10 protein-coding genes are annotated in these 12,836 nt (G+C 71.6%); 1 reads left to right on the top strand and 9 read right to left on the bottom strand.

The window, feature by feature from the left end; translation table 11 throughout:
- Window positions 1-28: 28 nt before the first annotated feature.
- Window positions 29-634, top strand: a complete 606-nt coding sequence (locus ABD352_RS15930) for a DUF998 domain-containing protein (protein WP_344613138.1) — start codon at window positions 29-31, stop codon at window positions 632-634.
- On the opposite strand, the gene ABD352_RS15925 is transcribed toward ABD352_RS15930, so the two are convergent.
- The 9 genes from ABD352_RS15925 to ABD352_RS15885 all read right to left on the bottom strand — a co-directional run bounded on the left by ABD352_RS15925 (window position 594) and on the right by ABD352_RS15885 (window position 12,797).
- Complete coding sequence (locus ABD352_RS15925; protein ID WP_344613137.1) at window positions 594-1,421, bottom strand: sortase; 828 nt, start codon at window positions 1,419-1,421, stop codon at window positions 594-596. The genes ABD352_RS15930 and ABD352_RS15925 overlap by 41 nt on opposite strands.
- Window positions 1,421-4,222, bottom strand: a complete 2,802-nt coding sequence (locus ABD352_RS15920; protein WP_344613136.1) for a hypothetical protein — start codon at window positions 4,220-4,222, stop codon at window positions 1,421-1,423. The genes ABD352_RS15925 and ABD352_RS15920 overlap by 1 nt, the downstream gene beginning before the upstream one ends.
- A complete protein-coding gene (locus ABD352_RS15915) occupies window positions 4,219-5,865 on the bottom strand; it encodes a substrate-binding domain-containing protein (protein WP_344613135.1) in 1,647 nt (548 codons plus the stop codon). Before ABD352_RS15915 ends, ABD352_RS15920 begins: the two co-directional genes overlap by 4 nt.
- A gap of 32 nt (window positions 5,866-5,897) precedes the next feature.
- Complete coding sequence (pstA, locus tag ABD352_RS15910; protein ID WP_344613134.1) at window positions 5,898-7,055, bottom strand: phosphate ABC transporter permease PstA; 1,158 nt, start codon at window positions 7,053-7,055, stop codon at window positions 5,898-5,900.
- 13 nt (window positions 7,056-7,068) lie between these two features.
- Window positions 7,069-8,091 (bottom strand): phosphate ABC transporter permease subunit PstC, encoded by a 1,023-nt coding sequence (pstC, locus tag ABD352_RS15905; protein ID WP_344613133.1) that lies wholly within the window; start codon window positions 8,089-8,091, stop codon window positions 7,069-7,071.
- Window positions 8,088-8,912 carry a phosphate ABC transporter ATP-binding protein gene (locus ABD352_RS15900; protein WP_344613549.1) on the bottom strand — a complete coding sequence of 275 codons (825 nt, stop codon included), beginning with the start codon at window positions 8,910-8,912 and terminating at the stop codon, window positions 8,088-8,090. Before ABD352_RS15900 ends, pstC begins: the two co-directional genes overlap by 4 nt.
- A 77-nt stretch (window positions 8,913-8,989) precedes the next feature.
- Window positions 8,990-9,817 carry a hypothetical protein gene (locus ABD352_RS15895; protein ID WP_344613132.1) on the bottom strand — a complete coding sequence of 276 codons (828 nt, stop codon included), beginning with the start codon at window positions 9,815-9,817 and terminating at the stop codon, window positions 8,990-8,992.
- Entirely contained in the window at window positions 9,814-10,971 is a 1,158-nt protein-coding gene (locus ABD352_RS15890) for a WxL protein peptidoglycan domain-containing protein (protein WP_344613131.1), read from the bottom strand. The genes ABD352_RS15895 and ABD352_RS15890 overlap by 4 nt, the downstream gene beginning before the upstream one ends.
- Window positions 10,972-11,069: 98 nt before the next feature.
- On the bottom strand, window positions 11,070-12,797 hold the full coding sequence (locus ABD352_RS15885; RefSeq protein ID WP_344613130.1) for an Ig-like domain repeat protein: 1,728 nt from the start codon (window positions 12,795-12,797) through the stop codon (window positions 11,070-11,072).
- Window positions 12,798-12,836: the final 39 nt, after the last annotated feature.

Here is a 12,836-nt window from a genome sequence, read left to right as displayed (position 1 = left end):
CCCCGGCCTGTCAACTACGGTTGACAGCATGACGACGCAGACCCTCGTCGGGGCCGCGCCCGCGGCGCGTCCCCCCGAACGCCCGAACCGTCTCCTGCTCGCCGGGCTCGTCGCCGGCCCGCTGTTCACCGTCGTATATCTGCTCGAAGGCGCGTTCCGGACCGGATATCACCCGGTCCGCCAGACCGTCAGCGAGCTCGCGCTCGGGCCCGGCGGCTGGGTCCAGGTGGTCAACTTCCTCGTCGCCGGGGTGCTCATGCTCGTCTTCGCGGCCGGCCTTCGCGGCGCGCGCCGCGTGCTGATCGCCATCTGGGGCATCGGACTGCTCGGCGCCGGGGTCTTCGTGACCGACCGGGTCGGCGACCCGCCCACCTGGCACGGCCAGCTGCATGACCTGGCCTTCTCGCTGCCGGGCTTCGCGGCCCTGGCCGCGGTCATGATCGTGGATGTCCGGCGGCGGCCGCTCTTCTCGGGCCTGAGCGCCGCCGCCTTCATCACGCTCTTCTTCGTCACCAATGCCAGTGCCGCCCACATGGGCCTGTTCCAGCGCCTGCTCATCACGGTCGGCTGGCTCTGGCTCGCCGTGCTCGCCGTCAGATCAGGTTCGGCAACAGCTGCCCGATCGAGTCGGTGATCCCCCAGACCGTGGCCAGGATGGCCGGCACGGCCACGATCCAGGTCTGCCAGCGGCCCCACCGCCGGGCCGCCCAGGTGCCGCCGAACGCGGTCACCGCCAGCAGCTGCAGCCACAGCACCAGCGGGATGAGGGCGTCCGGGTTGGCCTGCATGGCCCTCTCCCGCACGTCGATCATCGTCGGGCGGCCGGGCGGGCCCAGCTTCGGGTCGCCCTTGAGGATCGTGTCCACGTAGACCACCTGGTCGGCCGCCCAGCCGGTGCGCCAGCCCTGACCCTCGGCGGTGGCGAGGATCATCCGGCTGCCGCCCTTCTGCAGCGGCGACGGCGTCGGATCGTTGGCGTGCCGGACCCGCTGCACCTCGTAGTCGAACTCGCCCTGGCCGGTGGTGACCGTGATGTGGTCGCCGGGGGCGAGCGCGGTGAGGTCGCCGAAGGGCGCCCCGTAGGTGAGCGCGTGGCCGTAGATCACGCTCGTGCCGGGCTGGCCCGGCAGCGGTGTGTCCCGGCGGTGACCCGGGGCCGCGCGCAGCACGTCGCCGTCGGTGCCCTCGACCACCACCTGCCGCAGGTCGATCTCCGGGCACACGATCAGCGCGATCGGCGTGCCCGGGTCGACGTCCGGGCCGCCGATCTTGACCTCGGCGGTGGCCATCTGCTCGCGCAGCTGGTTGTAGAGGTCGCGCTGGTCGTGCTCCTGGCGCAGCGCGCTCGCGCCGAAGAGGTACGCCATGAGCCAGCCGCACAGCACGGCCAGGGTCAGCAGCCCTCGCGAGAGCACCTTCATCACAGACTCCGTCGCCAGTCGTTGAAGCCGGTGATCATGCGCATGATCGAGCCGGCGCAGCCCGCGCACAACCCGACCAGCAGCACCAGCGGGAGTCCCCAGCTGGCCAGGACCGACGACAGCAGCGCGGTGTAGCCGGCCGGCTGGGCCAGGTCCTGGGGCTGGGCGCTCGCCGAGGCGCTCGGGGCCGCCGACGGGCGGGTGCCCGAGTCCGGCGTCGTGGTGCCGGTCGAGCCGCCCGTGCCCGAGCCGGAGCCGGTGCCGCCGGTGTTGCCCGACGAGCCGCCGTTGCCGGCGACCGGGACCACCGGCGGGACCGTGCCCTGCTGGGCGGCGACCGCGTCGGCCGCCTTCAGCGTGTAGTCGACCATCCCGCCGAAGCCGTTGGCCGCGGTGAGGGGCAGGTAGCCGAGCGGCAGCTGACCGTTGTCGGAGCCGCGGACCTGGCCGTCGCCGACCGCGAAGCGCAGCAGCTGGGCCAGCCGGGCGGGGTCGTCGCCCTCCACGCCCTTGGTGGCCACCGCGGCGTAGACGGGCAGCGTGCCCGGGTAGGCGGTGGCCCCCGCCGCCGTGCGCATGGTGTCGTACGGCATCACCCACGCATTGCTCGTGGCGTCGGCCTTCGCCAGCTTCATCGCCGCCTTGAGCGAGTCGTCGTTCGGCGCGGCGAACGTGCGCCCCGACGTGTCGGTGAACTTCGCCGACTTGTCCACCGTGCTCGTCGTCTGCAGCGCCGCCGTGTGCAGCTGGTAGAACTGCGCCTGCGCGAGCGAGGTGATGCCGAGGACGAACCGGTCGCCGCGGCGCTGCCGGCCGTAGGCCACGAGGTTCGCGCCGACCGGGTTGTTGCCGGAGTCGAGGACGACGTTGCAGCGGATGTGGGCGTTGGACTGGCCGAACTGCAGCCGCTCGGCCGTCTCCTGCATGGTCGTCATCGGCGAGGCGAGCAGCGGGCCGTACGGCTGGACCGGGAAGTTCCTGATGAACTCCTCCGACAGGCCGCAGGTGCTGTACGGGGTGAGGCTCACGTCGGTGAACTCGTCCAGCAGCGGCCAGTAGTCCCGGGGCAGCGCGATGCCCTTGTAGCCGGGGTTGACCACCATGCCCCACGGGTCGCGCTCGCCGTCGAGGAACGCGCGGGCGTCCGGGTCGGCGTTGAGGTACTGCGACAGCGCGTACATCACGTCGGAGTTGCCGGACAGCGCGATGAGCGCGGTGCCGGACAGCGCCTCGGCCATCGAGCCGGTGAGCTTGGGGTTCAGCGCCAGGAACTCCGGGTCGGCCACGAGGTACGTCGGGTTGTTCGCCAGCGCGCGGTACGGGCTGTCCTTGGGTACCGTGCCCTCCTTGTTGGCGAGCAGCTGGTTGATGTCGGGCCGGCCCAGGTAGGACTCGCTGAGCAGCTTGGCGATGAGCCGCGGGTTGAGCTTGAGCTCGGAGTACTCGCTGTGGGTGTTGTCGTCCACCACGTAGCTGATCGCGAAGCCGGTGGCCGCGATGGGCGCGTTGACCACCGGGAGGTCGCCGTACCCTTCGTCGGGTGGCCGGCTGATCAGCGAGGCCGAGGTCTTGCCGTCGATGAGGTTGTTCTTGGCCAGCGGCTCGCCCATCTGCACCAGCCGGAACTTGAACCGCGTGGGGTCGCCGCAGAAGGCCGGCGCCCACTGCTGCGTGGCCTCCTGCATGAGCTCGGAGCCGAAGATGTCCAGCGCCTTGCGGGCGTCGCCGGCGTCGCAGACGTCGGCCGCGGTGCCGAAGCCCAGCTTGACGCTGAAGTGGTTCTTCCAGATCGACGGCGACCACCAGTCGGCCGCCGTCACCGCCATGTCGACCTGGAAGCGCGGCACCGGGTTGGGCAGGAACTCGCCGGGCTCGTTCTTGCCGGCCGCGTGGCAGGCGTCCAGGGCGCCGTTGCGGTAGCGCCCCGGCGCCGGCCGGTCCGCCTCGGGCAGCTGGGAGAAGGTGTCGTCGCAGCTGATGCCCATGATCGGCAGCACCACCAGGGAGCAGCTCACGGACTGCGAGCAGCCCAGCGACGCGTTCTCCAACCCGGTCCAGATCACGAACTTGGCGCTGCCGTTGCCGTTCTTGTCGGTGCTGGCGAACGTCGTGTTGCCCGGCGGCGCCGCCTTGTCCTCGACGTTGACCATGTCCGGGGCGAGCACCTTGCCGCAGACGTCGGTCTTGTCGTAGGTGGTCAGCGGCCGGTAGATGTTGCCGTCCGCGGCGACGAACGGCTCGTAGTGCGCCACCGCGTCCTTCGGCCCCTCGCAGTCCTTGGTCGGCAGCGGATCGGGGAAGCCGACGATCTGCTTGGCCTGGGCCGGGGTGTTGTCGCGGTCCATCCGCCACGGCGGGACGTTCCTCGTGTCGATCGGCAGGAACGTGTCCTTGCGCTGGTCGAAGCCCTGCGTCCAGCAGGTGCTCGGGCTCAGCGTGCCGCTCGCGTCGTCACCCCGGCACTCCATGATCATGACGGGGTACTCCTGGTAGATCGCCTCGGCGGAGTTCTGGTCGTCGACCACGCCGAGGCTCGGGTGCGCCCCCGTCCACGAGATCTCGACCTGCTGCCGGGCCTTGAGCTTGCTGACCTGGTTGACCGAGACGGTCACCGTGCGCTTGTCGGCCTCGGTCTCGACGTGGTTCTCGCCGAGGTGCGCGCGGACGAGGGTCTTGGTCTGGACGGACTCCGGGCTGTCGGCCGAGGCCCGCGGCGGCGCGAAGGTGGCCGCCGGCAGCATCATCGCCAGGATCAGCAGCGCGAGCGCGCCGGCCCGGCGGCGACGGTTCATGCCCTTCACTGCCCCTCCTTGCGCCTGGCCACCAGGCGCCCGAACAGCGCCGGCGCGAACAGCACGATCAGCAACAGGCCGACGGAGACCGGCCCGAGCACCGCCGCGTACCGGTTGGCCTTGAAGGCGGCGAGGTCCGTCGGGACGGCGGCCGCGTTGGCGTCGGTGGAGTTGCCGCCGGAGCCGGTGCCGCCGACCACCTCGCCGGTGTCCGGGTCGATCTGCGGGCCGTCGGTGCCCGTGCCGGTGCCGGTGCCGGTGGTGCCGCCATTGGCGGCCGTGCCCCCGGTGCCGCTGCCGGAGCCGGAGCCGGAGGTGCCGCCGGTGGTGCCGCCGCTGGTGCCGCCCGACCCGGAGCTGCCGCTGCTGCCCTTGGGCGGGCACGGGCCGGCCCCGATCTTGTCGCAGGGCTGGGGCATCGGGGCGATCTCGGCCAGGTGGTTGCGGGTCAGGTCGCCCGGCACGAACGTCGGGTTGTTGCAGCTGGTCGCCGGCTGGTCCTTGATCTCCACCCCCGGGTCGGCCGCCTTGAGCTTCTTGACCTGGTCGAAGCCGGCCTGCACCAGGTTGAGCGGCAGCGGCGAGTAGCCCTTGGAGCCGATGCTCTGCTGGCCGGCGCAGATCGAGTAGTCAACGAAGTCGGCCAGCGTCTGGCGCTTGGCGGTGGTGAGCCGCTTCTCCTCGGGGTCCTTGGCGCCGGTCGGCAGGACCATGTACGAGTACGACGAGAGCGGGTAGGTGCGCGCGTCGGGGTTGACGTACACCTGGTCCAGGTTCTGGATCAGGTACTCCTTCGAGTTCGGGTCGTTGTTGATCTGCGCCTTGGTCAGCGAGACGGCCACGTTGTAGTCGGTCGGCTCGGTGAAGTAGCCGGCCTTGTTGCCGATCTTGGCCACCGGGTAGCCGATGTTCAGGGCGAAGGAGTACTCGTCGTAGCCGATCGAGCCGTTGCCGGACTTCGACACGATGAAGTTCATGACGCTGTCCGAGCCGGCCTGGGGCACCGCGCCGCCCTGGCGCGGGTAGTACTCGGTCGGCACGTTGCGCCCGGCGAAGGCCTGCCAGTACTGCGGGAACTGGTTGACGAGGTACCGGGTGAACTGCGCCGTGGACCCGGAGCCCTCGGCGTGCAGGACCGGCACGATCTTGATCGACGGCAGCTTCCGCCCGTTGTTGTCGGCGGTGATCTGCGGGTCGTCCCACTTGGTGATCTGGTTGGTGAAGATCTTCGCGAGCGTGTCGCCGGACAGCCGCAGGTCCTTCACCAGCTTGCCGCCGACCTCGATGTGGTACGGGAAGGCGGTGCCACCGGCGACCATCGGCAGGTAGGCGTAGGGCCGGCCGCGGGGCGTGTCGTCCTCGCCGGTCAGCGGGTCGGAGCCCTGGAAGGGGATGTCGCTGATGGCGAAGTCGTTGGTCTGGTAGCCGAAGTCCTTGCGCCCGGCCGCGGAGCCCAGCGAGGTGAAGACCACCTGCAGGCCCTGCGGCTTCACGTCGGCGATCCACTGGGCCAGCGCGTTGGCCGACCAGGACGAGCCGGTGCCCTCGATGCGCACGTGCGCGGCCGCGGCCGCGGGCCGGGCGGTGGCGGCCAGCAGCAGGGCCACGACGGCGCCGAACGCGGCGGCCCGCCGGAGGATCGTGCGCTTCATATCAATTTTCCTCGCATACTCAAGGGCAGGAATTAGCGGCGGCCGACGCGCGGCCGGGCGAGCCAGCGGGTGACGGCGAAGAGCACCAGCACCAGCACGAGCAGCACGATCGCGGCGCCGAAGCCGCGGGTGATGTAGTCGGGCTGGCCGCTGCGCACCGCGGTGAAGATGTAGAGGGGCAGCGAGTTCATCGTGTAGTGGAACGGGTCCCAGTTGAGGAACGTGGACGCGCCGGAGGTGAGCAGGACCGGCGCGGTCTCGCCGATGCCCCGGGCGACGGCCAGGATCAGCGCGGTGGCCAGGCCCGGCAGGGCGGTCGGCAGCACGACCCGGAACACCACCTGCACCTGCGAGGCGCCGAGCGCGAGCCCGGCCTCCCGCAGGCCGCCGGGCACGACCCGCAGCACGACGTCGGCGGCCCGGGCGATGATCGGCACCATCGTCACCGAGATCGCCAGGCCCGCCGCGAAGCCGCTCTTGGGGAAGTTGAACGCCACGATGAGCGTCGTGTAGATGAACAGGCCGGCCAGGATGTCCGGCACCGCGGTCATCGCCTCGACCATGGTGCGCACGATCCGCGACAGCCGGCCGCCGACCTCGGTCATGTACACCGCCGTCACGATGCCCAGCGGCAGCGAGACCACGATCGCGATGGCCACCTCGATGAGCGAGCCGACGAGCGCGTGCAGGATGCCGCCCTGGTCCAGCGGGGCGTCGCCCGGCACGCCGGACATGTCCTTCGTGTAGAAGTCCACGTGCGGCAGGGCCGGCGCGCCGCGCAGGGCCGTGTAGATCACGGTCAGCGCGAGGCACAGGCCGACCAGCGCGGCGCCGGCGTGCAGCATGGCCGAGGCGATCCGGTCCTTCACCACCGGCCACGGGTTGCCCACCGCGGTGACCGCCGCGTAGATGAGCACGAAGACGACGTACCAGGTGATGAGGAACCCCGTGAAGCCCGACAGCAGCAGCACCTGGGTGTAGACCAGCCAGGACAGCCCGAGCGAGCCGCACGCCGCGCCGATGACGCTGGCCCGGTCGTCGATCGTGCGGCTGTGCAGGTCCCGCGGCTTGTCCGCGGGCGGCGGGCCGGTCGGCGGCGCGACCGGAGCCGGCTTCGGGTCCGCGTGCGGCTGCTCCCGCGGCAGCGTCGTCCTCGGCAAGGAGACCGTCTTCGGCAGGACATCCGTCATGAGCTCTCCCCGCTCAGATCTCGGTCGCCGCGCCGCTGCGGCTGCGGCTGACGATGACCGAGGCGATCGTGTTGATGATCACCGTGATGACGAACAGCACCAGGCCCGCGGTGAGCAGCGCCGAGAGCTGCATGGAGGTGGCCTCGCCGAAGCGGTTGGCGATGAGCGAGGAGACCGTGATGCCGCCGCCCTCCAGGATCTTGATCTTCAGGTCGAAGATCGGCTGGATGATGAGCAGCACGGCCACCGTCTCGCCGAGCGCGCGGCCGAGGGCCAGCATGGTGCCGCCGATGATGCCGCCGCGGCCGAAGGGCAGCACGACCGTGCGCACCATGCCCCACCGGGTGGCGCCGAGGGCCAGCGCCGCCTCCCGCTCGCCGATCGGCGCCTGGGCGAAGACCTCCCGCATGACCGAGCAGGCGATCGGGATCGCCATCATGGCCACCGCGACGCCGGCGATGAAGACCGAGCCGGTGTACTTCGACATCTCCAGCAGCGCCGCGTCGGGATCGGTGTCCACGTCGAAGATCGGGATGAACCCGAGGTTCTGGTGGATCCAGTGCGCGACGTCCTGCAGGTAGGGGGCCAGCATGAACAGGCCCCACAGCCCGAAGACGATGCTGGGCACCGCGGCCATGAGGTCGACCACCGCCACCAGCGCGCCGCGCAGCTTCGGCGGCGCGTACTCGCTGATGTAGAGCGCGCTGGTCAGCGCCAGCGGGAAGGCGACCGCCAGGGCGACGAGAGCGACCAGGAACGTGCCCAGCAGCACCTCGGACAGGCCGACCTGGTCCCGCTCCGGCTGCCAGTCGTGCTCGGTGAAGAAGCTCCAGCCGTACCGCCGGAAGGTCGGGAACGCCGAGAGGGCCAGCATGAAGCCGATCGCGCCGAACAGGACGAGCACGAACAGGCCCACGCCGGTGCTGCCGACGCGGAACACCCGGTCGGCCGGCGCCGGCCGGGTGACCAGCTTGCGCGGCGCGTCGTCCGGGGCGGGCAGCTCCCGGGGCTCCTCGAGCTCCTGCGGGGCGCTCATCCGAACCGGCCGTGGACGTAGTCGGCGGTGCGCGGGTCCTGCGGGTCGCCGAACATCGCGTCGGTCGGGCCGTACTCGACGATCACGCCCGGCTGGCCCTGCTCGGCCAGGAAGAACGCGCACTGGTCGGAGACCCGGTTGGCCTGCTGCATGTTGTGCGTGACGATGATGATCGTGACCTCGGCCGCGAGCTCCGAGATCGTCTCCTCGATGACCCGGGTCGAGGTCGGGTCCAGGGCGGAGCAGGGCTCGTCCATGAGCAGGACCCGCGGGCGTACGGCGAGCGACCGGGCGATGCACAGCCGCTGCTGCTGGCCGCCGGAGAGTGCGCCGCCGGGCTGGTTGAGCCGGTCCGCCACCTCCCGCCACAGGCCGGCCTTGGTCAGGCACTCCTCGACCAGGTAGTCCTTCTCGGCCCGGCCGGCCCGCTTGCCGGTGAGCTTGAGCCCGGCGATCACGTTGTTGTAGATGCTCATCGTCGGGAACGGGTTGGGCTTCTGGAACACCATGCCGATGTCCCGGCGGGCCTCGGTGATGCGCCGGCCGGTGGCGTAGATGTCCTGGCCGTCGAGCAGCACCTCGCCGGCCAGCTGGGCCGAGGGCACCAGCTCGTGCATCCGGTTGAGAATGCGCAGGAACGTCGACTTGCCGCAGCCCGACGGTCCGATCAGCGCGGTGACCTCGCCGGCCTGCATGGTGAGCGACACCCGGTCGAGCACCTTGCGCGCGCCGAACCAGGCCGAGATGGCCCGTGCGTCGAGCGAGGCCGGCTGCGGCCGGTCGGCGAACGGCGGCGCGACGGGGGCCGTCGCGGCGTACATCGGCGGCGGGGGCGGATATCCACCCGGTGGCACGAAGTCCCCCTGAGCCGGGAACTGCTGCGTGTCTGCGGCGTGTGTCATGAACGGCTCCCAGCGCGCTCGCTGCGGCGGCGGGCGGCGACGAGCACCGAGGCGCCCAGCGCCACCAGGCCGACGCCGACTCCGGCGATGAGCAGGATGTTGAGGCCCGTGCGCGGCAGGTCGCCGCCCGGGGAGCTCGGGGTGGTCGTGGCGGTCGGGGTGGTCGTGGCCGTGGTCGGCGCGGGGCTGCCGGGCACGCTGACCACGATCGGCACCCCCTCGTCGCGGCGGGGCGCGCCGATCGCGAGGCCGAGGCCGCCCGCGCGCGGGGCCCGGCCGGCGGCCTGGGCGCTCGTCGCCACCAGCGTCCACGTGTCGCCCTCGACCTTGAGGTCGGCGGTGGCGTAGGAGCTGTTCAGCGTGGGCTCGTTGGGCACGCCGAGATACATCCGCAGCTGGACGAGGCCGTTCCAGCGGGTGGGGTACTTCTCGATGAACTCCCGCAGCGAGAGCCCCTCGGCCGGCGCCTGCGCCGTCGGGTGGGCCTTGTCGTCGTAGGTGCTCGCGCCGGTGAGGAACGTGCCCGCCCACAGCGACGGGTCGACGCCCTCGCGCGGCTGGTAGGCCAGCAGCGACGCCTTCCGCCCGTCCCCGTCGTAGGGTGCGGGCGCGGAGACCTGGCTCACCGCCTTGGCCACGAACGGCTTGTCGGACAGCTTGCCGGTGCTCTTCGCCTTGCCGTCGGCGCCGTAGAGCACGAGCGCGCCGGTGGAGCGGGAGTCGTGGTATGGCACCCGGTCCTTCTGCCCGCCACCGCACGCGGCCAGGAGGGTCAGGGCGGCGACCGCCACGACGGTCGCGCCGATGCGCAGCCGCCGGGTCACTTGGCCGCCTCGACGACCGTCGTGGCCGGCTTCTTCTCCTGCTTGCCGGGGCGCGCGACGTTCGGCATGTCACGGACCGGGCGCGTGGCGCGCTTCGGGGTCTCCGCCGCCTTGGACGGCGTGGGCGGGGTCGGCGGGGTCGGCTTCTTCGGCGCGCCGCCGCCACCCTTGCCCTTGCCCGGGCGGGGCCGGCCGAAGCGCATGCCGATGAGAACCGCCAGGCCCACGAGGACGGCCACGATCAGCAGCGTGATCAGCCACGGCACGGCCCAGATGGTCACCGAGGTCTTGGCCGTGGCGATCTGCTGGCCGACCGGCTGGTCGGGGTCGGCGTAGGGCTCGAGGATGACGTTGGCGTCGATCGGGCCGGCCGGGAAGACGCCGTCGACGTGCGCGGTGTACGTCACGCGCTGGCCGGGCAGCAGCTCCGTCAGCTCCTTCTTGGCCTCGCCGCCGAGGCGGGTGCCGAAGAGCGCCGAGGTCACGTTGATCTTCGCGTGGCTGGCCAGCCGGATGTTGCCGGTGTTGACGACCGTGTAGGTCACGTCGACGCCGCCCTTGCCGATCGGGTTGCTGACCCCGGCGTACGACGCCTGGACCTTCTGCGCCTCGAGCGTCGGGCGCAGCAGTCCGGCGATCCTGAGGTACACCCGGACCGCCACGCGCGTGTCCAGCTTGACGTCGGTGCCGTTGGCGGCCAGCGACACCACGACGCCGCCGGCGTGGTCGCCGGGCGTGGCGCCGGCCGGCACGTCGATGATGAAGGGCACCGCGACGGTGGCGCCGGCCTCGATCTCGACGGCCGGGCTGGCGAACTTCATCCACGAGCCGATGCCGGTGGGCTTGGTCGCCGCCGGGAGCAGGTCGAACGCGCCGGTGTCGGTGTTGAACGCGTCCGTGCCGTAGACGAGGAACGACGCCTTCACCTTGCTGGAGTTGGTGATGAGCACCATCTCCTGGACCTTCTTGCCCAGGTCACCCTGCAGCGTGTAGTGGGTGCGCCGGTCGGGCTTGCCGTCGGCGGTCCCGGGCCGCACGGACCACGCCCGGTTGCCGTCGTCGGCAGGCTCGGCGCGCGCGGGGGCGCCGGCGGCCAGTAGGAACGCGGCGACGGTCGCGGCCAGGAGGGCGAGGTACGTGCGGGCTGTCTTCATGGAGGGTTCCGTTCTCTGGCAACCGCAGATGCTGGGAGCCAGGCCGGCCGGAAACCCGGCCGACCTGGCGTTGTGGTGCTAGCGCGGGGTCATCCGCGTCAGGGGCTGACCAGGGTCAGCGTCAGCGTGCTCTGGTACAGACCGGTCGGGGACGTGTCCGGAATCCGCAGCTCCAGGGAGGCGCTGAGGTTCTGGGTGCCCAGGCCGTTGCCCGCGCCGGCGTGAGCGAACAGGCTGCTGGTGTGCAGACCGTCGCTGGAGGCCGTCTTGAGCTTCGAGTCGACCGAGTTGCCGGCGCCCAGCGTGCCCTCGGCGTCGCCGCCGGTGGCGAGAGCCGGGGTCCAGCCCAGGTTGCTGCCCGTCACGGTGGTGGTGCCGTTGACGAAGTCAGCGGCCTGGCCGTTGAGCGTCCAGCCATCCTGCGTCGGACGGGTGTCGTTGACCGACACGCCGGAAAGCGAGCCGGTGAACACCCAGGCGTGGCGGTGACCCGTCGGGTCGGTCGCCTGCGCCGGGTGGCCGTTCGGGTCGGTCACCGGAACCTGGGTCAGGTGCACGGCCGTGCCCGAGGCGACCTGCAGCGACAGGGCGCCCGCGAACGGCTGCGTGTCGTTCTGGGCGTCGACCGGGATCGCGGCCGAGTTGCTGCCCACAACGGCGTAGTTGATGATCGACGAGGACGACGACTGGAAGCCGCCGACGCTCGGCGCGAACGTGGCGATGAGCAGGTGGTTGCCGATGGCTAGGCTCGTCGTCAGCGTGGCCGTCCCGGTCGCGGCGGTGTAGTTGCCCGCACCCAGGTCGGTGGTCCCGTCGAAGAAGTGGACCGAGCCGGCGGTGCCGACCGGGGCCACCTGGGCCGACAGGTTCACGTCGAGCGTGCCGCCGCTACCCGCGGGCGCGCCGCTGGGCGGCGTGACCGACAGGGTGGTGGTGGTCGGCGTGCCGGCCGGGTTCACCGTGTAGGCGAGGTCGGACGACGTCGACGCGTTGAACGAGTCGGTGTCGGCCGGCGTGAACTTGGCCGTGAAGGTGTGGTTGCCGTCGGCCGGGGTGGTCGCCAGGGTGGCGGTGCCGGTCGCGGCGTTGTAGGTCGCGGCGCCGAGGTCGTTGCTGCCGTCGAAGATGTGGACCGAGCCGGCGGTGCCGGCCGGGGTCACCTTCGCGGTCAGCGTGACCTGCGAGCCGTGGTTGGCCGGGCTGTTCGGGCTGGCCGTCAGCGTGGTGGCCGTGTTGGTCTTGGTGCCCGGGTAGACGACCGACCACGTGCCCGCGGCGGGGTTCACCTGGATGTCGACCCGGTAGTAGTTCGTGTTCTGCGGCTGGCCCGCCGCGGTGGTGATGAGCCGAAGCTGGTAGATGTTCGCCAGGTTCGCGGCCGTCTCGGTGTTCGGGTTCGACGCGATGTAGCTCGCCAGCGACGGCACGCCGGCGAGGCCGGTCGCGACCGCGTTGGCCGAGGTGTTCAGCGGCGCCGGCGCGTTGGTGTTCGGGAAGTTCTGCGCGCTCGTCAGCAGGCCGCTGACGAACTGGTCCGGCGGGGTGTTGGCCTTCGGCGTGGCCACCCGCAGGAACGCCCGGTTGTCCCCGGGACGCCCGCTGCCATCCGCCTCCGCGTAGGCGACGATCGGGCTGTCGGCCACGTTACCGCCGGTGATGACCTGGCCGGCCGCGTTGTAGAGCGTGAGCGCGCCGCTCACGCTCGGGTCCGGCTCGAACGGCGGCGTGATGGTGGCGGCGAACGCGCTGCCCCCGCTCACGAGAACGCCGGCCGCGACGACCAGAGCGGCCGCCCCGACCATCAACGACCTCGAGCGAATGCCCACTTGGGGCTCCCTTCGGTGTGGAACCGGCCGGCGACGCCG

This window comes from Dactylosporangium salmoneum, from assembly GCF_039532525.1.
GTDB lineage: Bacteria > Actinomycetota > Actinomycetes > Mycobacteriales > Micromonosporaceae > Dactylosporangium > Dactylosporangium salmoneum.
Note: the sequence above shows the minus strand (reverse complement) of the source record. Positions and strands in the feature narration are given on the sequence as shown.